We start from the raw sequence: 26,913 nt of genomic DNA on the forward strand, positions 1-26,913 counted from the left end.
CATAAAAAAAGAGCTGCTTATAAGCATACTCTCTCGACCTCTATAATTCCTTTGTCATAAATAAACTGTTTGGATCTTCTTGATATGAACCGAAAGGCGGACAAATATAAAACCCAACACTCTCATATAGTTTTCTTGCTGGCTCAAAGAAAGACATCGCACCTGTTTCTAAGCTGACACGTGAATAACCGCGCCTTTTTGCCTCTTGGAGAAGATGGTTCAGCATATACCTCGCTACACCTTTTCGCAGATGGAGAGCTGCGGTTCTCATGGATTTGATTTCACCGTGCTCTCTTGACAGCTCCTTTAACGCTCCGCAGCCAAGAAGCTCCTCTCCATCCCGTACACTCCACACTGTGACATCTTGCTTTTTCAAATCAGCTAACGGAAGGGCATGAATGCTTTCTGGCGGGGAATGCTCTTTCATTTCTTCTATATGAGCGGTAATCAGCTGTTCTATTTGTCCATCCGTGAGTGTATCTTGTTGAATGTACACATCTATCACTCCTTCACGATCATTGTACGTGAAGAGTCAGTATTCACCAGCTGTTATGTCAGATAAACGAACAAACAACCAGCATTCACCTGCCAGTTGTTCATTTGATAACACCTATTTATGAAGAAAGAACCGCTTGTAATTCTTCTGCCGTACTGCTTTCAAGCTGACTTCCGACCCCTACTGCCACTGCGCCTGCTTTCAGCCAGTTTGGCACATCGGCTGGATGAATACCTCCCGTTGGAATAAATTCAATGTCTGGAAATGGGCCTTGTAAGTTTTTCATATAGGATAAACCGAAGGAGCCACTTGGAAAAAGCTTGAGCAAGCAGTATCCAGCTGCTTTTGCCTGCATGATTTCACTTGGGGTGAGGACACCTGGTACATAGAGTGTGTCGTGAAACGAGAGATGCTCTCCAATGACAGGAAGATATCCTGGACTGACAATAAATTGTGAGCCTGCGCCAATGGCTGACTGCGCCTGCTGAAGAGTGGTGATTGTGCCTGCTCCTACAATCAGATCTTGCTCATGCTGAAAAGATGCAATGATGCGTTCCGCATTGGGCGTGGTATACGTCACTTCAATGGCACGAACGCCTTTTTTCTTTAAACGCTCAATGATCTCAATGCCTTCTGCTTCGCTCCCCGCTCTCACCACTGCGATCAGCTTACAAGCCGCAAGACGCTCTTTAACGCTCAAACTTGCTGACTTTCCCATATCCTTCGTCCCCCTTCATATATTCCCGTCTGTGATATCGTTTGGCTTCCTTCATAAAAGCCTGAAGCTCTTCCCGAGTAGGCAGACCGTCCTTATCGCCTGGAGACATCACCGCAAGAGCCCCTACAGCATTGCCTCTTGTCACAGATTTTTCATATGATAAACCGTCCAGTAAACCACTGATGACCCCCACGGCAAATCCATCACCGGCACCGACTGTATCCACGACATTGGGCACATAAAAGCCGCTCACAATCCCCTGACTGGCTGCACTTTTATAAAAGGCACCTTCTGCACCGAGCTTAATGACCACAAACTTGACGCCTTTTTGCAAATAAACATCTGCAATCTCTTCCGGCTCGTGACAGCCTGTGAGCCTTTGCCCTTCTGCAAGCCCCGGAAAAAACCAATCCACTTGAAAAGCCATCTGATTTACTGTATGGATCATATCTTCTTCCTCTTCCCATAGCTGCAGCCGAAGGTTTGGATCAAATGAAATGGTTTTGCCTGCCTCTTTCATCTTTTGAAGAGCATGAAAAGAAAACGCTCTCATTTCATTGGATAACGCAGGTGGAATACCTGTCATATGGAGATGTCCTGCCTGCTTGAAATAATTCACGGGAAAGTCGCTTGGACTCATCGTGCTCGCAGCAGAGCCTTTCCGATAATACGTGACATCAGGATCTCCATCTATCACTTTGGATTTAAGTAAGATCCCTGTTTGAGCCCCATCATTTGAACGAATCACTGCACTTGTATCGACTCCTTCTTTTTGAAGCTCTTCTAAAATAAATGTGCCAAGTGAATCTGCTCCTACTTTGCTCATCCATCCCACATCAAAACCTAGCCTCGCTAAACCGACTGCCACGTTACTTTCGGCACCAGCAAGCGCCTTTTGAAATGTATGCACTTGATGAAGCTCCCCGGCTTCTTTTGCGTAAAACATCGCCATTGATTCCCCAAATGTGACCGCATTCAATGCTTTCACTCATTTCTCCCCTTTCATGGTACCGGTTTCAAATTAGTTGAAAAAGAGAGAGCATGCACGTATGTATACTCTTCTCTGTCTGTTGTTTATAAGGATTTTCTTGCGATGATTTCTCCATCAAGCTGAATGGTTTGGGGCGCACTTTCATCCCCTTCAAGCCGAGTCTTGATTTTTTGCATGGCGGCTTTCCCCATTTCATGAGATGGCTGGGCAACCGTTGTGATTCCAGGCCCAATCAGCTTATACCATTCTGTATCATCAAAACCTGCAATGCCTATATCTTCTGGAATCTTTAATCCGAGGTCTACAAGCTCACTAATCAGCTTCAGCATAAGTAATCCATTGGCTGCTAAAATCGCTTTTTTCTGCTGGTTTGATTGGACAAAATGGACAAGTTCTTCTCGCAGTTGTTCCTTTTGTTTCAAATCAATTTCTACAATGAGCGGCTTCTTATGTTTACTCATGGCTGTCTGTTCATATGCTTCTTTTCTTTCTTCACGAGGACTGATCCCATCGACCGGCTCAGTAAAGAAGGCGATGTGCTCATAGCCTCTCTCATACATTTGTTGAAGCAGCTGGATTGTGATATCACGGTTATTCGTTGTCACTGTGTCGAATTTTAGTTCAGGTAATTTCCGGTCAACAAGGACAATCGGCACACCGTTTTTCTTAAAATCCTGCAGAATGTCATTATTCTGGCCTGTCGTATTGATGATGAGCCCTTCAATATAATGCGCATTCAGCTTGAGGAGCATTTCTCGTTCTTTTTCTGGCCGGTTATCTGTATTGCATACCATAATGCTGTATCCATATTCATCACAAATTTCTTCGACTCCGCGAAGTGTGGCAACAGAGAATGGATTTGTAATGTCGGCTACAATAAACCCAATGACCTTGCTTTTTCTTACTTTCAATCCTTGAGCGAGCTGACTCGGACGATAATGCAGTTCTTCAATGGCTTTTTTAATTTTTTTGACCTTTTCAATAGAAATTTCATTTGTTCTGCCATTGATATATCTGGATACAGTTGATTTTGAAACACCTGCATAAGCGGCCACTTCGTTGATGGTCACTTTCGTTTGCTTTTTCTCTTTCATTCAAAAAACTCCCACAATCAATGTCTTCTCATTTGTTTCGAAACCGATTTCAAATAACTTAAAAAGAGCATATCATAATTTCTTGTATTCCAGAAGATTTTTTTGCTTGAAGATGGCAAATAATCATTTAAATAAACAAAAAGAAAGCGATTTCAAAATAACGGTTGACGACACTCTCTTTTTCCTCTAAAATTTTCCTTGAAACCGATACCAAATAAAATACCTACATTTTGTTTCAGATGGAAAGGGAGGCTTATTTCAAATGGAAAATCGTTATGCTGTACATCCTGAGCAGGTCAAGCGTTTTACAACAGAGGAACTTCGTCGTCATTTTCATATTCCTACACTATTCGTCAGCGGTGAATTGAAGCTCTACTATTCGCATGAGGACCGTGTGGTGATTGGCGGGGTCATGCCGTCTGCAGAACCGCTCAAATTAGATGCCGGCGACTTTCTACGTACGGAGTATTTCCTTGAAAGACGCGAGATCGGCATTGTAAATGTCGGCGGTCAAGGAACGGTCACTGTCGATGGTGAAGCCTTTGTACTGGAGCACAAAGATTTCTTATATATTGGACTTGGACACGAAGATGTACAGTTTGCTAGTTCATCAGGCGAAGAAGCCAAGTTCTATCTTGTATCAGCCACCGCTCACAAAGCGTACCCTACGCAAAAAGCTGCCATCGCTGAATTAACACCGAATCACTTAGGGGAAGCGTCTGCTTCAAACGTACGAAACTTGTATCAAGTCATCCACGCAAACGGTATTCAAAGCTGTCAGCTCATGATGGGAATCACTCAACTGGAAACCAATAACACGTGGAATACGATGCCCGCTCATATTCATGATCGGCGTATGGAAGTGTACTTATATCTTGATATCGAAGAAGATGCTCGTGTCTTTCATTTTATGGGGGAGCCATCTGAAACAAGACATCTCGTTGTGGCCAATGAGGAAGCGGTCATTTCTCCTGCCTGGTCCATTCATTCAGGTTCGGGTACAGCGAATTATTCATTTATTTGGGCGATGGCGGGCGAGAACTATACGTTCAAAGATATGGACTTTGTCCCAATGGACCAGCTGAGGTAATGCGATGACGACAGCATCCTATGTAGCGTCCCTCTTTTCTCTTGAAGGCAAAACAGCCCTTGTGACAGGTCCTGGAACCGGCATTGGGCAGGGCATTGCTGTGGCCCTTGCCAGGTCAGGCGCAGATATTATCGGCACATACCACCACACACCGCTAGAGGAAACGAAAGCGCTCGTCGAACAGGCGGGCCGCTCGTTTCATGCGGTTCAGATTGATTTTTCCGACCCTCAAACTGCAAAGCAGGCTGTCGATGCCATGTTACAAAAGCATACGATCGATATCTTAATCAATAATGCTGGCACCATTAAAAGAGAGCAGGCCGCTCATTATTCAGAGGAAGACTGGCATACGGTCATGGATGTGAATATCAATAGTCTCTTTTTCCTCACCCAAAGGGTTGGGCGGCAGATGCTGAAAACTGGTCAAGGGAAAATTGTTAATATTGCCTCCCTTCTATCATTTCAAGGCGGCGTCTTTGTCCCCGCTTATACAGCAAGTAAACACGCAGTCGCAGGGCTGACGAAGGCATTTGCAAACGAATGGGCGAACCAGCAAATACAAGTGAATGCGATCGCTCCTGGTTACATTGCGACCAATAACACGCAAGCCATTCGGGACGATGAGAATCGAAATGATGAGATTCTCAAACGAATCCCTGCCGGTCGCTGGGGAAAGCCTGAGGATCTAGCCGGTGCTGCTGTTTTCCTTAGCTCACCAGCCTCTGATTATATGAACGGTCATATTTTAGCTGTTGATGGCGGCTGGCTTGCGAGATAAAACAGACGAGAGAATTCCTATTTGCAGGAATTCTCTTTTTTCTATTTGCATAATTCTCCACCATCCGAGTCACTCTATAAAAAACATGACATGAGGGTGAGGTATTATGAAAAGTCGTATTGAACAAGATATAGCGTCCGTCATCAAGCGCGTCAAAAGCTTTGCCGGGAAAAGTGATGATATCGTGTTCCACTCATTTTCATTTGGCCCTTCTGCTATCTCTGCATGTCTCATGTACATTGAAGGACTCACAGAATTTGAGATGCTTTCCAAACAAATCATTTCACCTATGCAAAAGGAGCTGGATATCACCGAAGTTGATTCTAGTACGCTTCCAGCCCTGTCTAAAACGTTCTTTGGCATCCAAAATGACGTGCTGGAGGATATGAACCTTGCCATCGAGCAGTTATATAGCGGCAGGGCTATTTTATTTGTAGATGGCGCGGCTCAAGCACTTGCACTCCAAACGAACCTTTTTCAATTTAGAGAAGTAGAAGAGCCGCAATCGGAAGTCCTTGTAAGAGGGCCTCGGATCGGTTTTATTGAAAATCTTGAAAAAAACACGGCTTTAATCCGTGAGCGGGCAAACGACCCAAACCTTGTCATTCAAAAAGTGAATGTAGGTACTCGCAATAAAAAGTCCGCAGCCCTTGTGTACGTTCGTGATATTGTTGATCCCAAATTAGTAGAAGATGTTTTAGCACGCATGGCCGAAATCAAAATGGATGACATCCCTGAAACCGGCTATATCGAACAGCTGATTGAGGACAGTCACATCTCCATTTTTCCGCAGATTCAAAATACAGAACGTCCAGACCGGGTGATTGCTTCTGTGCTTGAAGGGAAAGTATCGATTTTACTCGATGGCACTCCTTTTGCGCTCATTTTACCGATGACCTTTACAGCCTTGATGCAATCACCTGAAGATTATTATCAGAGATGGACTAGCGCGACTCTTTTACGTTTACTCCGTTATATCGCTGTTTTGCTCACAATTTTTTTACCCGGACTTTACATTGCACTTGTCTCTTATCACCCAGGCTTATTACCCACACGAATGGCACTCACCATCGCAGGCAGTCGGCAGAATGTTCCGTTCCCTCCTGTTGTTGAGGCGATTCTCATGTCTTTTACGATAGAGCTGCTGCGGGAGGCTGGACTTCGGCTTCCTAGAGCCATCGGGCAGACAATTGGGCTCATTGGCGGCGTCATCATTGGTCAGGCGGCTGTCCAAGCCAATATCGTCAGTGCCTTAATGGTGATTATTGTGTCGCTGACGGCACTAGCTGACTTTACGGCACCGTCCTATGACTTTAGTTTCCCGCTGCGCATCTTGCGGTTTATGGCCATTTTCAGTTCAGCGATGCTTGGGTTATATGGCTTAATCATGTGTTATTTATTTGTGCTTTGTCACCTGATGCAATTAAAGACCTTTGGTTTTGACTATTTCACACCTGTTTTGTCTTCACCGTTTTCAGATTTAAAAGATACGTACGTACGTTTACCAATTGGGCTATTTAAATCGAGACCGAAAACAGCAAAAATAAAAAATCTCAAAAGACAAGGAGATTAACCGATGTACAGAGCTGAGAAGCTATCATTGTTACAAGTCACCATTCTGTGCAGCTCTACAATGATAGGCGCTGGAATTTTAACCATTCCTCGCAGTTCTGCCAATTCAGGATTCCCTGATGGCTGGATCATTGTATTACTACAGGGAGTCATCTTTGCTTTCGTTGCTTTTTTGTTAGGATGGATTGCTGAAAAAAATGCGCCGGATACCATTTTTGAATCAAATAGAAAAGGAGCCGGTGCAATCTTTGGCACATTCTTCAATTTAATACTGATTGTCTATTTACTAGGCATCGTCGGCTTTGAAGCGCGTGTTCTCGGGGAAGTCGTCCAATTTTTCCTGCTGGAATCGACTCCCATGGCAGTGATTGTGATGATTTTTCTTCTCGTGGCGATCTATCATTTGAAAAGTGGTATTTTTCCAATAGTCAAAATGGTGACATACATATATCCGATGACGATGATTATTTATATTGGGCTCATGCTGTTTAGTTTGAAAATATTCGACTTTGATTACTTACGCCCAGTGATGGCGCACGGGTTTAAAGATTTCAGTAATTTGTTCTCTCAAACATTTATTCAATTTACAGGCTTTGAGGTCATTTTGTTTGTTGTACCGCTCATTTATAAAGACAAATGGTCGAAAGCAAAGTGGGCTGCTGCGATCGGGGTTGGAATGACTTCTCTTATCTATTCTCTCACGCTCTTTATTGTGATTGGTTCCATGACCGTTGGAGAAACGAAATCCCTCACCTGGCCCACTGTCTCACTCATTCAAGCACTAGAACTTGAAGGGGTCTTCATTGAACGATTTGATATTTTTTTACTGACGATCTGGACGTGCCAGCAGTTTATTTGCATGCTTGGCTTTTTCCAATTTGCCATTAAAGGATGCCACACAGTCTTTAAGACGACCAATGTAACGAGACTGCTATGGCTGCTGTTTTTGATTACCTCTGCGCTCTCTTTATTTCCGAGAAATATCAATGAAGTCTTTTACTACTCTACTTTACTCGGCTACGCGTTGTTCGCCGTTTTAGCCATTCCTTTTATTACAGCCATTCTGCTGATGATACGCAAAAAATGGGGAGGTCGTTCTGCATGAGAGGAAGACGTGTACTGTTTATCTTTTTGTCCTGCTGTCTTTTCCTTCTATCAGCAGGATGCTGGGACTTAAAGGATATTGAAAAATTATCATTTGTGCGCGGCGTTGGAATTGATGAGGAAGATCAGCAAGGAGTCAAGCTCACTTACCAAAACCTAGTACCGAAGATGGGCGGGACACAAGAGGCTGATTCTCCTGGCTATGTAAACGTCGTCTCGAAGGGGAAAAATGTACTGGAGGCTGTCAGTAATGTCGCCTTAAAGGATCCGCCAATCTATAGTGATCATCTAAAAATCTTCCTCTTCGGCAAAAATCAGGCGGAGCATCACGATATTCAAGGAACGCTCAATCATTTTATTCGAGATGATGAAGTTCGGCGAAGCAGCTACCTCCTCGTATCACGCGATGATGCATCAAAAGTGATCAATCAAAAATTGAAATCACAGCAAAAGGTTCCAGTTGAGCATATCTTTGAAACATCCAAAAACCGAAACTTTAACGGAAAGATTTTGCTGCCAACCCGTATTGGCCGGGCATCTGATTACTTCCAGATGGGCGTTAGCTTCCTTGTTCAAAGTGTAGATGCGATAGACGGCGAACTTATCTATGATGGGGCAGGAATCATTCACGGAAAAAACCGAAAGCTGATCGGTTTCATCCCTGCAAAGGATGTTCAATCTTTAAATTGGGTGATGGACCGGATCTCAGGCGGCGTTGTACCTGCTACCTACAAAGGCTTTCCGATCACATACGAAATTAAGAAATCCAAAACTAAGATTGAACCTTCTCTGAAAGATGGGCATATTTCCTTTAAAATCATTGTCAACACAAATGGAAAGCTTTCTGAAGATCAGTATCCTCCAGAAAATTCATACGATGAACAGTACATCCAAAGATTTGAGCGTCTTTTTGCAAATAAAATTAAACAAAGAATTCAAAAAGCGGTTCATCATGTACAAAAAGAGGTGGGCGTTGATCCCATATTTTTAAGCCGGCAGTTTCGTATTAAATACCCTGACTATTGGGAAAAGCATCGAGACGAATGGGATGCGCTCTTTCAAGAAGCGGATATCGAATATGAAGTCAAAGTCAGTATTTTGAACTTTGGGGCAGAAGGTGCAACAAAAAGCTTTAAATGGTAAAGCAAAAAGGCGGTTATCCCGAAGGGGAGCCGCCTTTTTTACGTACGACGATGAGAAGCTGATACAAGGTCACTTGATCAGTCAACGCTTTTGTTTGAAAGCCAAGTGACGCTCCTACTCTTGCCACCTCATCAAAAAACAATTCGACGTTTTGATCAATCGGAACATTGATCCTCTTCTCGATCACCCGTTCAAACAAATGATCTGGGAAAAGCGCACGCATGGTGTTTGGTGTGAAGAACCTCAGGTGACCTCGGTCTAAAATTCCTACATCTTGATACGTAAAATCACCGGTCATTAACGGGAGAAGCACCTCCGCATGCATCATGTTTGGCAGACAGCAAATGATCACACCGCCTGGCTTTAAAGATGCGTGCGCTTGTTCAATCATGTGCCAAGGATCTGACACATGCTCTAAAACATCCGAAAAAATGACCGCATCAAAAAAGGCCTCTTTCTCTAACCACGGGTACTCATCTGCTTTTGCCTCAATGACTTCTTTGTAATATGCCTTTGCGATGGCTGCTTTTAATGGATCAGCGTCTACGCCGTACATGTCAACAGTCTGCCGGTTCATTAGTTCAAGCCCTGTTGCCCCTGCGCCGCATCCCACATCCAGTACACAGGCAGCATCTTCAGGCAGCAGAGCCGCAAAGTATGGATGAGGGGTCATCAGATTGAGGTCGATGTCCCATTTATCTAAAAACCGCAGCCTGTTCTCTGCAAACAATGTAGAGATGTTCGTTTCTTGATTCGCTCGAAAAGTTGCATGACCATGATGATGCACAAATGAATCGTGAACGATTTGAAGCTGATATCCCTTCAGCAACGATCTCAAACAAAGGTCGTCATCCTCAAATGATCCATACACGAACCGCTCATCAAATAACCCCACCTCTTCAATGAGCTCTTTTTTCACAAGCAGACAAAATCCCACAAGCCGATGTACATAAGTTCTCTGACCTTTTTTCGCAGCCGTATAATTCTTCGCAAAGGCTGGCAGTTCCTTCACATCTGTATACGCTGGCTCGACCATTTGAGGACCGCTCACATAGTTGGAGACTGGTCCTACCATCCCAATGCGTTCTGATGCAAATAACGCCTCTCTTAATGGAGAAAGCCAATTTTCCGTGACGATCGTGTCGTTATTTAAAAAAAGAATGCTATCTCCTGCCGCTTTTTTTGCTCCTTGATTACAGCCTTTTGCAAAGCCTCGATTTTCTTCATTTTCTATGAAAATCACATCGTTCAGCTCTCTCACATATTCCTTTGTCCCGTCGGTTGACGCATTATCAACGATGATGAGTTCATATTGGTCACTTCGGGTGTGCTGCTTGATGCTGTCGATACATTTTTTCGTTAAATGCAGTTCGTTGTATGTCAGGATGACAATGCTCGTTTTCCCTTTCATCTCATTTCCACCTTTCGCCCGCCTGTTCCATATGTATGTCGTATGCAGCACGTTCAGAAGATGAGAGATTGTCCTTTCTTGATTAAACGTTTGTTTAACAAAGAAAAACCAGCTGCATACGGGCAGCTGGTCATTGTTCACACCGTTTTTCCTTCGTCACCTGCGACGGCACGGTTTCTCTTTTTTAAATCTTCTTCAATTTCTTCAAGACTTTTCCCTTTCGTTTCAGTCACCATATATTTCACAAACAAGAAGGCGCCTACGCCGATGACCGCGTAAATAAGGAAAAGATTACTGATACCCATCGCGCTTAGTAAAGTTGGGAATGTAAGCGAGATGATTAAATTTCCTGTATGAAGGAGGAAGGTAGAGACACCTGTACCAATTCCTCGGACATGTACCGGAAACAGCTCAGGAAGCATGACCCAAACGACAGGACCCCAGCTGACAGCAAAGATGACGATAAAGAGCCCTAAACAAATAATAGTCGTCCATCCTGCAGCTGTTGACCCCTCGAAAAATCGATTGACCACTGACAGGACAATTAAGCTTAAGACCATGCCAGCATTCCCAAATAAGAGCAGCGCTTTACGCCCTACACGGTCAATGATTTTAATCGCCACAAACGTCATGACGACATTCACTGCCCCAATTCCAACGGTTCCTAAAATGGCCGCTGAATTACCAAAGCCAACGCTTGTGAATGTTTTTGGTGCATAGTAAATAATCGTATTGGTACCGATAAACTGCTGCAGAAAGGCAAGACCGACCCCAGCGATTAATGCTGGGCGTACCCATGGCTCAAATAATTCCTTAAAACCGCCTTTTTCTTCACTTTCCGCCTGCTGAATATCAGAAATTTCTTCTTCCACTTCTTGCTTACTCTTTCTCAGTTTAGATAATATCTCTTTTGCACGGTCTGCCTGTCCATGGACAAACAGCCAGCGGGGGCTTTCCGGCATAAATAGAATCCCACATAATAAAAGCACAGAAGGAACAACCGCAATTCCAAGCATGAGGCGCCATGCTTCTGCATCTGCTAAAGCGTAATTCACAATATAGGCGAGTAGAATACCAAATGTGATCATGAGTTGGTTTAAAGAGGACAGTGCTCCTCGCGATTCCTTTGGAGCAAGTTCAGATAGATATAATGGAACAATCGTTGTCGAGCACCCGACAGCAAGCCCTAGCACAATTCGGAATAAGACCATCACTTCCGTATTCGGGGCAAGAGCTGTACCAAATCCGCCGATAATAAACAAAATCGCTGCGGCGATGATGGCTTTTTTCCGCCCAAATTGATCTGTCAGCTTTCCAGATAAAGAGGAACCGAGCATCGCTCCGATTAGAATCGAGCTGACAACAAGTCCCTCTGTAAATGCGTTTAACCCTAAATCCTCTTTCATAAATAAGATGGCGCCAGAAATGACACCTGTATCATAGCCATATAAGGCGCCGCCAAGTGCGCCGAAGAAATAAAGCCAGCCATTCCGATTTTTCATGTTCATAACCCCTCTTTTGTTCTGTATGTACTGGATGTTTCTCTATGGAAAATCATTTTCCTCACTTTCTGTCACTTCAAACATTTCGATGTTTTATGACAAATATATTTCATTTGCGTATCATTGAAACTTTTTACGATAAGAAAACGTCAATTAAGCGTTAGTGAAAAAAATGTCGCACTATATCCCGTTTTAAGGTATATTTGTTTTAGTTTGTAAGCAAAAAGAAGGACATCTTTACTATAAAAATCATAGCGAGGGTTTAAAATATATGGATCAATCAAGAAGCAAACGCAAAGGAAAAAAGCGTTTAAAACCATGGGTGAAAGTCACTCTATTTATAGTCGGTATTCTTTTACTGACAACCGCTTCTGTCACAGGCTATGCCTACTATAAAGTGACAAGCGCTGCAAAAAAAGCACAAGTATCTTTAGATCGCGGCGCACAATCTGTCAAACGGATTGAAGCTTTTGATCCTGGGAAAGACAGCTTTTCTGTCTTGCTGCTTGGCATTGACAGCAGACCGGGTGAAACAGTGAAACAAGCACGAAGCGATGCGATGGTCTTAGCAACCGTCAATCGTACAAATAAAACCGTGAAATTATTAAGCATTCCAAGGGACTCATACGTGAATATTCCAGGGCATGGCTATGACAAAATTACACATGCACACGCATTTGGCGGTGCAGATTTAACCTTAAGTACAGTCGAAGATTTACTAGATATTCCGGTTGATTTTGTGATCCAAAGTAATTTCAAAGCATTTAAAGAGATCGTCAATGAACTAAACGGGGTCTCTATTAACGTCAAGGATGAATATGTGGTTAAACAGGTTCTAAAAGATACAAAGGGCAAGGTACAGCTTCAAACAGGTACTCATACGCTAGACGGTGATCAAGCACTCGCATATGTGAGAACAAGAAAAGCAGATAGTGATTTAATGCGCGGACAGCGTCAAATGGAAGTATTAAAAGCCATTTTTGATAAATCAAAATCGTTAACATCTATTCCGTCATATGACAATATCATTGATACACTTGGTGATAATGTCGCGACCAACCTTTCAATGAAAGAGCTAGTCGGGCTTTTCCCGCTTCTGACGTCATTGAAATCGGTAGATACCATCCAGCTGAAAGGCTCTGATTACCAGCCAAACGGAGTTTATTATTACCAATTAGATCAAAACCAGCTAAACGAAGTGAAGACTGAATTGAAAAAGCAGCTTGAATTATCATAAACAGAAAGCGTCCCTAGGGGCGCTTTTTCTTATTGACAATGATGCAGATTTTTCCCCTTTGGCTTATTTCCTTGATCATTCGTTCATTTTTGTTTAGCCTTGTAGAGAGGATCAAGCATCGTATTGCTCATGAGAATGAAGGAAATCGTACATACTTTGAAGAGGCGATTGCATGCATGAAGGAGGATTTGACAGCGATGAAAAAAATGATTGCGATTGATTTAGACGGTACACTTTTAAATACAAAAAGTGAAATATCTGCTCAAAACCGGGAAGCATTGATTCGTGCGAAGGAAGCGGGATATATTGTCACCATCTGTACAGGGCGGGCGACTTTTGATGTGAAGGAACTGCTTGGCGATTTGGACATTCCTATTATTGCAGCAAACGGCGGAACCGTTCATACTGAAGGCTACAAACTTTTCAGCCGCATCACACTCGACCAAGAAGCAGGAAAACAAGCGGCTAGGGCATTAGTAGAACGAAACATTTATTTTGAGGTCTACACGGACGATGCGCTCCTCTCTCCTTTTGATGGAAAAGAGAAGCTGAAAGCAGAATTTGATGTGATCAAAAGTGCGAATCCAAATGAGGATATAGCTGATTTATGGGAAGGGGCAATGACTCAATTCAAACAATTTGGCATCAAACCAGTGGATGATATCCGCCAGATTTTTGAGTCGAATGAAGCAACCTATAAATTACTCTGCTTCTCATTTGATATGAACAAACTACAGGAAGCACGAGACCTCCTCGCGGAAATGCCTGAGCTTTCATTGACCTCTTCTGGAAAACATATCATTGAGGTACTTCCAAAAGAGTCTGGGAAAGGACATGCTCTCAAAAAACTCGCAGCTCATTATGGCGTAGACCGCTCACATATTTATGCGATCGGTGACAGCCCCAACGATCTATCCATGTTTGAGGAAGCAGGCCACCGCATTGCTATGGGAAATGCAGTCGATGTCATTAAAGAAAAGAGCACTTATATGACAAAAGGCAATCATGAAGACGGTGTTGCTTACTTTATTGATTTGCTTTTACAAAATCAATTCCATGAAAAAAAGACGCTTGTGTGATCAGCGCCTAGAGAGAAGTCTAAAAGTCCGATGCGAGCATTGATCGGGCTTTTTCTTTATTTTTTAATTCGAACTGCCGTCTCATACTTATCCTTCCAATACGTACTTGTTTTCATATTCGTAAGCACGACACCATTTGAGACGGTCACATGAATGACTTGATTTGACCCTGCATAAATCGCCGGCATCAATGACGCCCCTCTAAAGAAAACGAGATCTCCCGGCTTCAGCTCCGACCGTTTCACAGGCGTACCTGCCTTGACTTGACCTGACGCATAACGAGGCAGCTCCATACCAAGCACTTCACGATACACATACTGTGTGAACCCTGCTGTGTCAAAGCCTTGCTTTGGATTCGTCCCACCTTTAACATAAGGAACTTCACCAATATACGTAGCAGCTTTTGAGACAATCGGGTCTTCTTTTGCTAATTTCAGCTCCGTTAATCGTTTCGCACCTGTCCATTTTTCGCGCCAATACGACTCAGACAAATAAGAAATCGTCACACTTTCCGAACGGCTCGCATGAATAAAACGGTCGCCCCCAATATACATCCCTACATGAGAAATACCTGGCTTATATGTGTTGCTAAAAAAGACAAAATCCCCAGGACGTATATCATCTAATGCCACTTTTTCTCCAACCATCCACTGCTGTTCAGCACTTCGAGGCAAATAAATCCCTATTGATTTTTCAAATATATATTGTAAAAAGCCTGAACAATCAAAGCCAATCTTAGGGTCTGCTGCACCAAATACATAAGGAATACCTAAATATTTCATCGCATCTTGCACAAGACGATCATCCGAGATTTCCGGTGTGCCGGGCAGTCGTTTGACTGCATAAAATCGGTTCGTCCAGTACTTGCTTTTGCTGACGTCTGTTTTCACTACACCTTGACTAAGCGTGATGTGGATGACCTGATCGTTACCAGCGTACAACGCTACATGTGTCGGGATATCCTTTGTTTCTTCAAGGCTGCGAAAATATACAAGGTCACCAGGCTGGGCTTTATCCCATGATACCTTTTTTCCAATCTGATACTGGTCAATCACCTTCCGCGGCAAATCAAATGCGCCTGATGTCTTGTACACATATTGCGTAAACCCTGATGCGTCAAAGCCCGTTTTTGGATCGGTTCCTCCTTTATGATAAGGTGTTCCAATCAACTTTTCCGCTTGCTGCAAAGAAGACACTGTTTGAGCAGATACTTCTGATTGAGCCATGAACATCAGCCCTGCGAGCGCGCATCCACCAATCAATATTTCTTTCCATTTCATGATCTTTCCCCTCCTTTCTTCTATAGTTTCGGCATGACACCTAACATTTTACACCTTTTTTCGACAAAAAAGAGCACGCAATGCGTGCTCTCTATGCTCGTTAGAGTTATTTACTTGCTTCCGTTTTTGACTGTTTTTGTTGTTCAATTTTCTGCATTTCAACCGAGATCTTTTGTTTTTCATGATCTGTGAGGCTGTCACTAAATTTAAAAGCAGACATAAAGACAAAGACTAAAACTAACGCAACAAACGGCCAGCTTGCTTTTAGAATTTTCATTTCTTCTCTTTCCCTCCGTTTTCTTTTAAGTGTTTAACTTTATCAGCGTGATCTACTTCAAAGAAAATGTGTCCGTCTTTTTCTTTCCAATCCGCATTCGTACCATTTGTCAGCATACGGATAATGGATTTTGATTCAAATGATCCTGCTTTAACCGGAGCAGGTGTTGCTTCTTTGATGTACATTGGGACAACTTCAAATGTCGCTTTTCCATCTTCATTCAGATGATACTGAACAAGTGCAGAATCACGTGTTCTTGACCAGCCTTGGTCAAAAATAAAGTTTCCTAAGCTATAGAAGATCGCCGTGCCGTTATAGACTTCCATTGGCTCAAGAACGTGCGGATGAGCACCGATAATGACATCAGCACCAGCCTTTGACATCGCTCTTGCCAATTCTCTTTGTCTATCGTTTACCTCATTGTTGTACTCCTGTCCCCAGTGAGCATGAACAACGACGATATCTGCCTTTTCAGCAGCCTGCGAAATCATCGGAATAAAGATAGATGGATCGGCTGGCAAGATACCTGCCTGGCGATTCGTTGCTTTAAAATCTTTCCCATACACATCAGTAAAACCAAGTGTAGCGATTTTGACACCATTTACTTCTTTATACGAAATGTTCTGCTTCGCATCCTGAAGGTTACGGCCTGCGCCTGTATAATCCATGCCAGCTTGATCAAAGGCATCAATCGTTTTGTTTAGCCCTTTTTCACCATAGTCAGCCGCATGGTTATTCGCAAAGTTTAATACAGAGAAATTCAAATCTTTCAACGCTTTGACAGAATCCTCATCTGTTTTTAAATGAATATTCTTTTGCGCCGCTTGTTCTTGATCTGATGCGACTGGATGCTCAAAGTTACCAGTCACATAATCTGACACATCAAAGTATGGTTTGGCATAGCGGAAGAGATGCTGTTTTCCATAACGGTCTGTTACTTTCTCTACGTTTCTTCCAAACATAATGTCACCGACAAACGAAGCGGTCAGGATGTTTTCTGGGTTCTTTTGTACAGTTGGCACTTTTGCTTGCCCGATAAACGTAAATAGAAATGTACAAGCAATGACGATCGGTAAAGCAATCAGCACGTGTTTATTCGTTTTTTTCTTTTGGCTCTTTGTGATTTTCAGCAGCTTTTCCTGAAAGCTCAATTTTTTATTCATCATTGGACACACCTTATCTTAAAATAGATAGTAAACATACATGATGGCAAATGTTGCACCACTTAGAAGTAATGTGCTTCCAAGGGTAATTGTAAGACCTTGCTTTTGAATCGTATTTGCAATCAATCCAGGAACGATAATACCGATTCCGCGGAATTCTGCTATTTCAAATGGGACCACTGGATAGAAGAAATCAAAGACCAGCTTTAAGGCAATCCCTGTAATCAGCATCGCAGCAAACTTTCTGCGTCCGTATAAAATCATAAATTTCGAAAGACCAAAGCGAACGATGACATACGTAAGCAAACTGACAGATAAGACAACTAAAATGAAAACTGGCTGGTTAAATACAAGCGCTAGATAACCTGGTACAACAAGTCCAGCTGGTACGATTCCTGTTTTTTCTGCAAAGATTAAACTAAGTAGAACACCTAAAATTAACGAGATATAAAGATCTGATCCGAACATTTTCTATATTTCCTCCTAGCTGACAAGCTGCTTAATTTTGTATTCTTGAATTTTTTCGATTAACGGTTCAGCGGCACCATGAATATTGCCGACTCCATAAACCACTCGATTATGAAGCTTTTTCTCAAGCATGTTCATAATTTCTTCTGTAGATTGATATTCAAGGTTGTGTAAGTGGTCAGCCGGGATTTTTCCATCCTCATATGCTTTTACAATTGGATCTGTTGTTTCACCAATTAAGACGAGATCACTTGCTTCAATATAAGGAAGTACATCCTCCGCAAACTGGATCGTTCGATCTACACGATCCGCACGGCAGTTCATGATAATAATCGGTTCATCTGTTGGATATCCAATTTCTTTTACACGCTTCCAAATGTTCAATGTAGATGATGCGTCATTTGCCGCAAAACCATTTACAAAGTGTCCAGGCGTTTTCGCATCCATTAATGGAAGAATTCTCATCGCTCCTGGATCAGGCGGCGCATTTAACATTCCTCGGAATGCCGTATCTTCATCAATTCCCAATGCCTGTGCAACACCAAGTGCAAGTGAGGCATTATCTGGGAAGACCATGTACTCAAATTTCCGTAAATACTCATCAGAAATCTTGGAATTATCTGCAACAATGACTTCTGTATTGCGTTTTTTCGCAATCTCTTTAAAGAAATCCGTATATTCACTATCCGTAATAACCAAGTGTCCATTGTAAGGAATTGTCGCTGTAAAGGCTTCTGCTATTTCATCAAGTGTCGGCCCCATGACGTCCATATGATCTTCAAGAACGTTTACGATCACGCCAATATTCGCTTGAAGCAGCTCTTCTTGAAAGATTATTTGGTAATCTGGATTTACCGCCATACATTCACTGACGATGGCATTTGCTCCTCTTTCAACGGTTTCTCTCATAACTTCCTTCTGCTCACCGATATTCGGTCCTTGCGGTTTCCTTTTAATCGGTTTCTCCTCTGGCGTATCCCAATAAATCATTCTTGCATCTGTTCCCGTTGTTTTGCCGACAGTTTTATAACCTGCCTCCATTAAGATACCGGTTGTCAATCTTGTAACGGTAGACTTTCCGCGAATACCATTAATATTGACGCGCACCGGTAGGGCATCGATATTTTTCTGGTGACGCTTCTTTTCAATAAAGCCAATCCCTAACATGATGACACAGGCTATAACGATTAACCACATCGCTTATCTACATCTCCTTTTTTTATGAGTGTGATATGTAAATTCAATCATCAGTATATAGGTTCAGCATAAAATCACAATCGGTATTATGTAACATAATCTTTCACTTCCTCGTATGCCAAATTCCTCTAATCAGAAGGTGTATTGACCTAGCTCCTCTTTAAATGAAAAGGCCAAAAGACGGACAAAAATCAGCCTGAATTTCGCCTTCAATCAAGAGTAAGCGTTACCATCAAGCATCGAAAAATCTTTTGTCCTTTTCTCCCTAAATTTTTTGACAATTATTAAGATGTATTTTGAATCAATGTTTTAAAGCCTTTCAAACTCTATAACATCAGTCATATCAGCGCTTTAAATGAATAGTGCGTGTTTTGGAATGTTTTCGATTTTTGAAGGAACAGGTTAGAAAGTCATCCTCATCGCTCAGAATGCTACGTGTTGACCTATGACAATGGTCATCTCTAAAAAAATCAAGTCATATGCTTATTTTCAGGTCACAAAAAATTGGGATAAGATGTAAACTATTGATCATTTCGAAATGCCTTCTCATTACGATATTCGCTCCTTATGACCTAAACAATGAAACATTATTCATTTGTTTTTATCAAGATTCATCATTTCTTAACATTTTTAATATGATTTTAGTTGAAAGTTGTCATCTTATGTCATGCTTTCAACTAAGGTGACGAATAAAATAAGCCTGTCCGCTCACACTATGGTTAAAAAACTGTGAGAGGAGGCTAAAGATGCCAAATACGAATGAGCAAACACGCTTACACTTTTTATCAGGCGGTTTTGAGGAAAAGATTCGAATCCTGAAGAAAGCATTTCAGCAAAGCGCCGATTTTGAATACCGGGAATTAATGGTGAATGAAACGAAATCAGTGCTGTTTTATATTAAAACAAGAGTTGAAGAAAGCAAATTAAACGACTTCATTATCGGCAACTTGCTCGGTCCTCCTGGAGAGCAGAACTATACAAAATCACTTAGTACACTCGAAACAGGAGACTTGACGCTGATTGTCGACAGCATTATTGCAGGAAGCATTGCTTTCCTTGATGAAAAATCCTCACAGATCAAAATATTTGCCGTTGGACAGCCGCCGCTGCGTTCCATTTCTGAACCTTCTTCTGAAAGTATTATTGCAGGCGCACATGATGGGTTTGTTGAGAGTTTAGATACCAATTTATATTTACTGCGGTCACACTTAAATGATCGAAAACTTGCGATCCAGTATCATAAGATCGGCACAAAATCTGAAACAAAGGTTGCGACAGTTTATATTTCTGATATTGCCAATCAAGAAAAGATAGATGAGGTCAACAGACGAATTTCTTCCATTAAAGTAGACACGTTGCTCAGCCCCGGTTCTATTGTAGAAGCGATTGAGGATGATTCATATTCCATCTTCCCGCAGCTCATTGATACAGAACGACCTGACAAAGTGAGATCCGCCATTCTTGAGGGGAGAATTGTTGTGCTGATGGATGGCAGTCCAATGGCTATCATTCTGCCTATTACGTTCTTTAGCTTCTTTCAATCACCAGATGACTACAATAGTCGCTGGATTCCAGCTACGTTTATTCGTATTCTTCGTTATATTGCCTGTATCATCGCTGTGATTTTGCCTTCTTTTTATATTGCGGTCATCGGCTTTCATTATGAGGTAGTCCCGGATGAATTAGCGATTACGATGAAAAATTCCATTATCGGCATTCCTTTTCCGCCTTTAATAGAAGCTATGCTGATGGAGATTACGATTGAGCTTATACGCGAAGCTGGGGTGCGTCTGCCAAAACCAATTGGACAGACCATTGGGATCGTAGGCGGTTTGGTCATTGGAGATGCGGTAGTAAAAGCTGGGCTCATTTCGAATGTTCTTATCGTTGTGGTCGCCGTGACCGCTGTTGCTTCCTTTGTTCTTCCTTCGTTTGAAATGACGTCTACCATCAGGATGCTGCGTTTTCCCCTCATGTTCATGGCATCGATGTTTGGGTTTATTGGCATTTCATTCGGTCTGTCGATCGTCCTGATGAATTTATGCCGCCTTGAATCACTAGGTGTCCCTTACTTATCTCCAGTAGCTCCATTTAACTGGCAGGACTTAAAAGACACTGTGATTCGGTTACCGATGTGGATGTATAAAAAGCGCCCTGTTTACTTAAATCCAAAAAAGAAAGAGCAAATTGAAAATTTGAGAGGATGGAAAAATCAAGATGAAAAATAAAATATCTCCACCTCAAGCTGTCTTTTTTATCATTCAATCTCAAATTGGTGTCGGTATTTTAGCCCTGCCTCATTTGCTCATGAAAGATATGGGGCATGATGGCTGGATGGCTATCATTTTGGCCTGTTTTTTTATCCAAATCATCAATACCATTTTTATATATATCATTCACAAATATCCTGAGACATCATTTTTCGAGGCGTTAATTGAGGTTTTTGGAAAATGGATTGGGCGAATCTTAGTGGCTCTTTATACAATTTATTTCGCCTCAGTCTGTATTGTCGTTCTATCTATTTTCACGAGAATTCTGGGTATATGGGTTTTACCACTTACACCCAATTGGGTCATCAACCTACTACTCATGATATCCATTCTTTACATCGCCAAGGAACAAATTACAGCGATTGTCAGATTCAACTTTATTCTGACTCCTTTTTTACTCTTGTTGTCTCTCATCATGCTGTATTCATTAAAAGGAACCAATATCGACTACCTTATGCCCTTTTTCCAAACGGACTTCTCTCAATTTCAGCTTGGATTGAAGGATGTTGTATTATCTATGAATGGATTTGAGATGATTCTGATCATCTCTCCACTGATGAAAGGCACCATTAAAGCGCGATACAAGGTCATGACCATTGCCAATATATGCACGACTCTTTACTACCTATTTATTACAGTGATTTGTTTTATGTTTTTCAGCCCGATTGAGCTTAAAATCATTCCAAATCCTGTTCTTTATCTGTTAAAAACCATTTCGTTCGGTGTGATTGAGCGGACAGATCTGATTTTTCTGAGTTTCTGGGTATTTATCATTCTTGCCACACTCAGTAATTATCTTTACTTTTGTGCAAATGGCGTAGCAAGTATTCTCAAGAAAAAAGACCACAAAAAATACGTCTTTTATTTTGCCATTTTGATCTATGCGGCTAGTTGCTATCTTGCAACCGATAATTTTAGAATTCAACGTTTTAATGACTTTACCACCATTGCGCAATATTCATTTATTTACACACTCCCGATCTTTATGGCCATTATCATCTTTTTCAAACATCGTAAAGGGAAGGTGAAATCACATGCGTCATAAGTACATACTGACTTTGCTCATGTGTGTGTCTCTCATATTCATGCCTGGCTGCTGGGATCAAAACTTATTAAAGAATATCTCTCTTGTTTTAACCTCTGCTGTTGATCAAGGAGAGGATGACAATGCCAAGTACTCAATTACTTATCGAAAGGTGCAGCAGTCTCAAAGTATGGAGCAAGGAAATACAGGCAGCTTTTTAACCACTCTTCTCACAACGGAAGCACCTACTTTAAGAAAAGCAAGAACCAACTTCAGCCGGATTGTGGATCAAAAAATAGACATGTCGAAAATGCGGGTGATGCTGATCGGTGATGAATTTGCCCAAAATCGTCTTCTGCCCTACTTAGATATGTTTTATCGTGATCCGAAAAGCCCCCTCCTCGCAAATCTTGCCGTTGTTCAAGGGGGGACCTGTGAAGAAGTGATTAACTCGCTGCTGAAGGAAAAGCTCATTGTGAGTGACTATTTAAATAACTTGATCACAACCGCATCACGCTCATCCCAAGTAGCACCTAAAAACATTCAAAGTATTCGATCTAAAATGCTCCAAACTGGAGAGGACTTCACATTGCCATTAATCCATTTTGATCAATCGAAGAAATTAATCAGTGTAAAAGGTGTTGCCCTATTTGATAATGAGAAAAAGAAAGGCGAGTTGTACGGTCAAGATGCGATCTTGCTCACCGTCATGGACGGAAAAATGGGCAAGTATGCCAACTTCACAAAAAAAGTGAGAAGTGACATGAAGTCAAAAGAAAACAATTACATCACCATCCAAGTCACTGATGTGAAGAGAGACATCGAGATTCTGAATCCTGATCATCGAAACTTAACATACTCACTCAAATTTGAATTTAGTACTTCTGTCCTTGAATACCCAAAAGATAATCTTGATACAGACAAAAAAATTAAAATGCTGAACAAAAGACTTTCAACCATCTTGACAAAAGAAGCAGAAAAAATTGTTGCTACGTTACAAGAAGCAAATTCTGACGTCTTAAGTCTAGGCAGAAAATATAGAGTCAGACATTATGATGAGTATATGAAAATGAATTGGGTCACTGATTATCCAAATGTAAAAATCATCCCAAAAGTCAAAGTGAATATTACCCAAACAGGGATTATTAGTTAAGAAAAGGAAGAGGGCATCTTTCTTTTCTTTTTTTATTTTTTTAAGATTGTCATTTAAAAGCTTTCGTGATAATCTATTTGTGTAAACGGTTACACATTCACGAAGGGAGGCACTCCATTGGCTACAATTAAAGATGTTGCAAAAGCTGCACAAGTATCTGTTGCCACTGTTTCGCGCGTACTGAACGATACTGGATATGTCCATTCAGATACGAAAACCCGCGTGACACAAGCGATGCAGGAGCTGAACTACTTTCCCAATGAAGTGGCTAGATCCCTTTTCAAAAGAGAATCCCGCTTAATCGGTTTGATCTTGCCTGATATCACAAATCCCTTCTTTCCTCAGCTTGCTAGAGGCGTAGAGGATGAGATTCATGCGCAAGGTTTTCGGTTGTTATTCGGAAACAGTGATGAAGATCGAGAAAAGGAATTGGCTTATTTACAAACCTTTAAACAAAATCAAGTGGTCGGTGTCATCGCTGTCACAAACGAACCCGAATCAGATATATACAATGATGATGAATTGCCGGTTGTGTTCTTAGATCGAACCGTTCCACATGCACCTTCTGTATCTGCAGATGCTGCAGCTGGCGGGAAAATGGCCGCAATGGAATTAATCAGGCGCGGCAGCCGGCAGATCACACTGCTGAAAGGACCTGCCCACCTTCAAACAGCGCGGCAGCGATTCAAGGGTGCACTCGATGTACTAACCGAAAAAGGCGTCGACTTCCATGTGATGTCTAACGCTTCGTTTTCTTTTCAAGAAGCCCGTAAAAGTGCCAAGGCTCTATTCCAGCTGTACCCTGAAACAGATGGCATCATTGCGAGTAATGACATTGTCGCAACAGCGGTCATACACGAAGCACTTCGGATTGGAAAAGCCGTTCCAGAGGATGTTCAAATCATTGGGTTTGACGATATTCCGCAAAGCGAGCTGCTCTTCCCTTCCCTATCGACAATTAGGCAGCCAGCCTATGAGATGGGAAAAGAAGCGGCACAGCTGTTAATCAAAGCGATTCAGAAACAGCCTATAGATCAACCAGTTATCCAAATGCCCGTCTCTTTTATTGAACGAGAGACCACAAGAAAGGTGGATTCACAATGAGTCATATTGTTGTAGTAGGAAGCTGTTCTATGGATTTAGTCGTCACTTCGAACAAACGACCAAATGCCGGTGAAACAGTATTAGGCGAATCATTTAAAACCGTACCAGGCGGAAAAGGCGCCAATCAAGCAGTCGCCAGTGCCAGACTCGGTGCTGATGTATACATGGTCGGCCGGGTCGGTGATGACGCTTATGGTCAAGATATTCTCAGCAATCTGCAAGGTCAAGGGGTCTGCACCTCATATATGAAACCGGTTACCGAAATGGAAAGCGGAACGGCTCATATCATTTTAGCAGAAGGTGATAACAGCATTGTTGTGGTCAAAGGGGCAAACAATGAGGTGACACCTCACTATGTAACAGATGCTCTTTCTTCTATTGAAGATATTGGAATGGTCCTCATTCAGCAAGAAATTCCTGAAGAAACAGTCGAAGCCGTCTGCACCATTTGCAGCGAGAAAGGGATTCCAGTCATCTTAAATCCCGCACCAGCTCGTCAAGTTTCTCAGCAAATATTAGATCAAGCTGCCTATATTACTCCAAACGAACACGAAGCAGCTCTTATGTTTGATGGACTCACCATAGCAGAAGCTTTGCGCCAATATCCAAACAAGTTACTCATTACAGAAGGAAAAAATGGTGTTCGTTACTTTGACGGAATAAAAGAAGTGTTGGTGCCGGGCTACCCTGTGAAAGCCGTCGACACTACAGGCGCTGGTGATACTTTTAACGGTGCTCTAGCTGTAGCACTAACAGAAGGAAAATCCCTATACGACGCACTTGCCTTTGCCAACTTAGCCGCATCTATCTCTGTTACAAAGTTTGGCGCACAAGGCGGCATGCCAACAAGAGAAGAACTGGAGAGAAAGAAATGAAAAAAAACGGCATCTTAAACAGTCATATCGCCAAGGTACTTGCTGACCTTGGTCATACAGATACAATCGTCATCGCAGACTGCGGCCTGCCTATTCCAGAAGGTCCAGTCAAAATCGACCTGGCATTATCGATCGGCACACCGTCCTTTCAGGAGGTCACCTCCCTCCTTCTTCAAGAAATGGCGGTTGAACATATTACTGTGGCTAGTGAAATCAAAGAAGCCAATGAGCGAGATCATCTATTTCTAAAGAAAGCGTTCCCAAAATCATTACATGATGTAGACCACGAGACGTTCAAAGACATGACCAAACAGGCAAAAGCAGTCATTCGCACGGGTGAAGCCATCCCATACGCAAACTGCATTCTTCATGCCGGTGTCATCTTTTAAAAGGAGGAGCCAGATATGAACATTGAGATGCATAACATCCATAAGGCCTTTGGAAAAAACACCGTTCTTTCCGGGGTCTCCTTTGACCTCGTCACAGGTGAGGTTCACGCGCTCATGGGTGAAAATGGCGCAGGAAAATCAACTTTAATGAACCTGCTCACAGGTCTTTATTCATTAGACCAGGGAACGATTCTTATCGACGGGAAAGAAACCGCTTTCAAAAATCCGAAGGAAGCGGAACAACACGGTATCGCCTTTATTCATCAAGAGCTCAACATATGGCCGGATATGACCGTCTTGGAAAACCTATTCATCGGGAAAGAAATCTATACGAAGTTTGGATTGCTAGACACAAAGAAAATGAAGGTTCTTGCCCAAAGCCAGCTGGACCGATTGTCTGTGAACCTCTCGCTTGATCAAGAGGCAGGCAGCTGTTCTGTTGGACAAAAGCAAATGATTGAGATTGCAAAGGCATTAATGACGGATGCGAAGGTCATCATCATGGATGAACCAACGGCAGCTCTTACAGACCGTGAGATTGAAAAGCTCTTTCAGGTCATTGAATCTCTCAAAAAAGAAGGCGTATCTATCGTGTATATTTCTCACCGTATGGAGGAAATCTTTGCGATCTGTGATCGGATTACAATCATGCGCGATGGGAAAACGGTCGATACGAAAGCCATACCTGAAACGAATTTCCATGAGGTCGTCAAAAAAATGGTCGGCCGCGAATTAACAGATCGATACCCTGAGAGAACGCCTTCTCTAGGAGATACGATCCTTGAGGTGAAGCAAGCGACAAGAAAAGGACAATTTCAAGATATCAGCTTCTCCGTTAAAGCTGGAGAAATCGTCGGTGTTGCAGGCTTAATGGGCGCTGGCAGGACTGAAATGATGCGGTCGCTGTTTGGTCTTGATCCTCTTGATCAAGGGGAAATCTGGGTTCATGGAAAAAAAGCTGTCATTAAAAAACCAAGTGATGCCGTTAAGCTTGGCATCGGTTTTATTACAGAGGATCGCAAAGATGAAGGACTCATGCTGGATGCATCCATTCGAGAAAACATTGGTCTGCCAAACTTAGAAAGCTTCTCTCCAAAGGGACTGATCGATAAGAAAAACGAACAGGATTTTGTTGACCTGCTCATCAAAAGATTGACGATTAAAACGGCTTCCTCTGAAATCTCTGCTCGAAGTCTCTCTGGTGGAAATCAGCAAAAAGTCGTCATCGCCAAATGGATCGGTATCCAGCCGAAAGTCTTGATTTTAGATGAACCGACAAGAGGTGTCGATGTCGGAGCGAAACGAGAAATCTACCAGTTAATGAATGAACTGACTGATCGAGGTGTTGCCATTTTAATGGTCTCCTCTGAGCTCCCAGAAATTCTAGGGATGAGCGATCGAGTGCTTGTCATTCATGAAGGAACCATCAGCGGAGAGTTAAATAAAGCAGACGCAACACAAGAACGAATTATGACACTAGCTACAGGAGGGAAGTAAC

The 26,913-nt window shown here is 42.3% G+C and carries 25 protein-coding genes; 14 read left to right on the forward strand and 11 right to left on the reverse strand.

The window, feature by feature from the left end:
* Positions 1-40 precede the first annotated feature (40 nt).
* The 4 genes from SB660_RS02770 to SB660_RS02785 form a co-directional block, all read right to left on the reverse strand.
* Positions 41-496: a GNAT family N-acetyltransferase gene (locus SB660_RS02770; protein ID WP_180309981.1), complete on the reverse strand. Its 456-nt coding sequence runs from the start codon at positions 494-496 to the stop codon at positions 41-43.
* 118 nt (positions 497-614) lie between these two features.
* A complete protein-coding gene (locus SB660_RS02775; RefSeq protein ID WP_410581252.1) occupies positions 615-1,214 on the reverse strand; it encodes a bifunctional 4-hydroxy-2-oxoglutarate aldolase/2-dehydro-3-deoxy-phosphogluconate aldolase in 600 nt (199 codons plus the stop codon).
* Positions 1,186-2,202: a sugar kinase gene (locus tag SB660_RS02780; RefSeq protein ID WP_410581254.1), complete on the reverse strand. Its 1,017-nt coding sequence runs from the start codon at positions 2,200-2,202 to the stop codon at positions 1,186-1,188. Before SB660_RS02780 ends, SB660_RS02775 begins: the two co-directional genes overlap by 29 nt.
* An 86-nt stretch (positions 2,203-2,288) precedes the next feature.
* Positions 2,289-3,299, reverse strand: coding sequence for a LacI family DNA-binding transcriptional regulator (locus SB660_RS02785; protein ID WP_410581256.1), 1,011 nt, complete (start codon positions 3,297-3,299; stop codon positions 2,289-2,291).
* 262 nt (positions 3,300-3,561) lie between these two features.
* Here SB660_RS02785 and kduI point away from each other — a divergent pair, with 262 nt between their 5' ends.
* The 5 genes from kduI to SB660_RS02810 all read left to right on the forward strand — a co-directional run bounded on the left by kduI (position 3,562) and on the right by SB660_RS02810 (position 8,986).
* Entirely contained in the window at positions 3,562-4,389 is an 828-nt protein-coding gene (gene kduI / locus SB660_RS02790) for a 5-dehydro-4-deoxy-D-glucuronate isomerase (RefSeq protein ID WP_410581258.1), read from the forward strand.
* A gap of 4 nt (positions 4,390-4,393) precedes the next feature.
* A complete protein-coding gene (gene kduD / locus SB660_RS02795) occupies positions 4,394-5,167 on the forward strand; it encodes a 2-dehydro-3-deoxy-D-gluconate 5-dehydrogenase KduD (protein ID WP_180309979.1) in 774 nt (257 codons plus the stop codon).
* A gap of 106 nt (positions 5,168-5,273) precedes the next feature.
* Positions 5,274-6,740 (forward strand): spore germination protein, encoded by a 1,467-nt coding sequence (locus tag SB660_RS02800; protein ID WP_180309978.1) that lies wholly within the window; start codon positions 5,274-5,276, stop codon positions 6,738-6,740.
* 3 nt (positions 6,741-6,743) lie between these two features.
* A complete protein-coding gene (locus SB660_RS02805) occupies positions 6,744-7,844 on the forward strand; it encodes a GerAB/ArcD/ProY family transporter (RefSeq protein WP_339164158.1) in 1,101 nt (366 codons plus the stop codon).
* Entirely contained in the window at positions 7,841-8,986 is a 1,146-nt protein-coding gene (locus SB660_RS02810) for a Ger(x)C family spore germination protein (protein ID WP_268497482.1), read from the forward strand. Before SB660_RS02805 ends, SB660_RS02810 begins: the two co-directional genes overlap by 4 nt.
* A gap of 13 nt (positions 8,987-8,999) precedes the next feature.
* On the opposite strand, the gene SB660_RS02815 is transcribed toward SB660_RS02810, so the two are convergent.
* Both SB660_RS02815 and SB660_RS02820 read right to left on the reverse strand, forming a co-directional pair.
* Positions 9,000-10,397 carry a glycosyltransferase gene (locus tag SB660_RS02815; RefSeq protein ID WP_410581262.1) on the reverse strand — a complete coding sequence of 466 codons (1,398 nt, stop codon included), beginning with the start codon at positions 10,395-10,397 and terminating at the stop codon, positions 9,000-9,002.
* Positions 10,398-10,534: 137 nt separating this feature from the next.
* A complete protein-coding gene (locus SB660_RS02820; protein WP_144461686.1) occupies positions 10,535-11,899 on the reverse strand; it encodes a sugar porter family MFS transporter in 1,365 nt (454 codons plus the stop codon).
* A gap of 271 nt (positions 11,900-12,170) precedes the next feature.
* Between SB660_RS02820 and SB660_RS02825 the strand changes: the two genes are divergently transcribed.
* Both SB660_RS02825 and SB660_RS02830 read left to right on the forward strand, forming a co-directional pair.
* Positions 12,171-13,136, forward strand: a complete 966-nt coding sequence (locus tag SB660_RS02825) for an LCP family protein (protein WP_003212964.1) — start codon at positions 12,171-12,173, stop codon at positions 13,134-13,136.
* Positions 13,137-13,333: 197 nt separating this feature from the next.
* Positions 13,334-14,215 (forward strand): Cof-type HAD-IIB family hydrolase, encoded by an 882-nt coding sequence (locus tag SB660_RS02830; RefSeq protein WP_339164166.1) that lies wholly within the window; start codon positions 13,334-13,336, stop codon positions 14,213-14,215.
* Between the two features lie 56 nt (positions 14,216-14,271).
* On the opposite strand, the gene SB660_RS02835 is transcribed toward SB660_RS02830, so the two are convergent.
* From SB660_RS02835 to pgsB, 5 genes are all read right to left on the reverse strand, one after another.
* On the reverse strand, positions 14,272-15,495 hold the full coding sequence (locus SB660_RS02835) for a C40 family peptidase (RefSeq protein ID WP_339164167.1): 1,224 nt from the start codon (positions 15,493-15,495) through the stop codon (positions 14,272-14,274).
* A 106-nt stretch (positions 15,496-15,601) separates the two neighbouring features.
* Positions 15,602-15,772 (reverse strand): extrachromosomal elements maintenance protein EdmS, encoded by a 171-nt coding sequence (gene edmS, locus SB660_RS02840; protein WP_339164170.1) that lies wholly within the window; start codon positions 15,770-15,772, stop codon positions 15,602-15,604.
* Positions 15,769-16,935 (reverse strand): CapA family protein, encoded by a 1,167-nt coding sequence (locus SB660_RS02845; protein WP_061409794.1) that lies wholly within the window; start codon positions 16,933-16,935, stop codon positions 15,769-15,771. The genes edmS and SB660_RS02845 overlap by 4 nt, the downstream gene beginning before the upstream one ends.
* Positions 16,936-16,953: 18 nt before the next feature.
* Entirely contained in the window at positions 16,954-17,403 is a 450-nt protein-coding gene (gene pgsC / locus SB660_RS02850) for a poly-gamma-glutamate biosynthesis protein PgsC (protein ID WP_012011488.1), read from the reverse strand.
* Positions 17,404-17,418: 15 nt separating this feature from the next.
* A complete protein-coding gene (gene pgsB, locus SB660_RS02855) occupies positions 17,419-18,600 on the reverse strand; it encodes a poly-gamma-glutamate synthase PgsB (RefSeq protein ID WP_012011489.1) in 1,182 nt (393 codons plus the stop codon).
* A gap of 746 nt (positions 18,601-19,346) precedes the next feature.
* Between pgsB and SB660_RS02860 the strand changes: the two genes are divergently transcribed.
* From SB660_RS02860 to SB660_RS02890, 7 genes are all read left to right on the forward strand, one after another.
* Positions 19,347-20,828 carry a spore germination protein gene (locus SB660_RS02860; RefSeq protein ID WP_144461680.1) on the forward strand — a complete coding sequence of 494 codons (1,482 nt, stop codon included), beginning with the start codon at positions 19,347-19,349 and terminating at the stop codon, positions 20,826-20,828.
* Positions 20,818-21,915 carry a GerAB/ArcD/ProY family transporter gene (locus SB660_RS02865; protein ID WP_410581265.1) on the forward strand — a complete coding sequence of 366 codons (1,098 nt, stop codon included), beginning with the start codon at positions 20,818-20,820 and terminating at the stop codon, positions 21,913-21,915. The genes SB660_RS02860 and SB660_RS02865 overlap by 11 nt, the downstream gene beginning before the upstream one ends.
* Entirely contained in the window at positions 21,905-23,047 is a 1,143-nt protein-coding gene (locus tag SB660_RS02870; RefSeq protein ID WP_144461677.1) for a Ger(x)C family spore germination protein, read from the forward strand. The genes SB660_RS02865 and SB660_RS02870 overlap by 11 nt, the downstream gene beginning before the upstream one ends.
* A gap of 117 nt (positions 23,048-23,164) precedes the next feature.
* Complete coding sequence (locus tag SB660_RS02875; RefSeq protein WP_061409800.1) at positions 23,165-24,151, forward strand: LacI family DNA-binding transcriptional regulator; 987 nt, start codon at positions 23,165-23,167, stop codon at positions 24,149-24,151.
* Entirely contained in the window at positions 24,148-25,026 is an 879-nt protein-coding gene (gene rbsK / locus SB660_RS02880; RefSeq protein ID WP_339164174.1) for a ribokinase, read from the forward strand. The genes SB660_RS02875 and rbsK overlap by 4 nt, the downstream gene beginning before the upstream one ends.
* The gene (gene rbsD, locus SB660_RS02885) at positions 25,023-25,415 is read left to right on the forward strand and encodes a D-ribose pyranase (protein WP_339164177.1); all 393 of its coding nucleotides are present in this window, start codon (positions 25,023-25,025) and stop codon (positions 25,413-25,415) included. Before rbsK ends, rbsD begins: the two co-directional genes overlap by 4 nt.
* Before the next feature lie 15 nt (positions 25,416-25,430).
* Positions 25,431-26,912 carry a sugar ABC transporter ATP-binding protein gene (locus SB660_RS02890; RefSeq protein WP_061409804.1) on the forward strand — a complete coding sequence of 494 codons (1,482 nt, stop codon included), beginning with the start codon at positions 25,431-25,433 and terminating at the stop codon, positions 26,910-26,912.
* Position 26,913: the final 1 nt, after the last annotated feature.

The organism is Bacillus sp. SIMBA_005 (genome assembly GCF_046535585.1).
Taxonomy (GTDB): domain Bacteria; phylum Bacillota; class Bacilli; order Bacillales; family Bacillaceae; genus Bacillus; species Bacillus pumilus.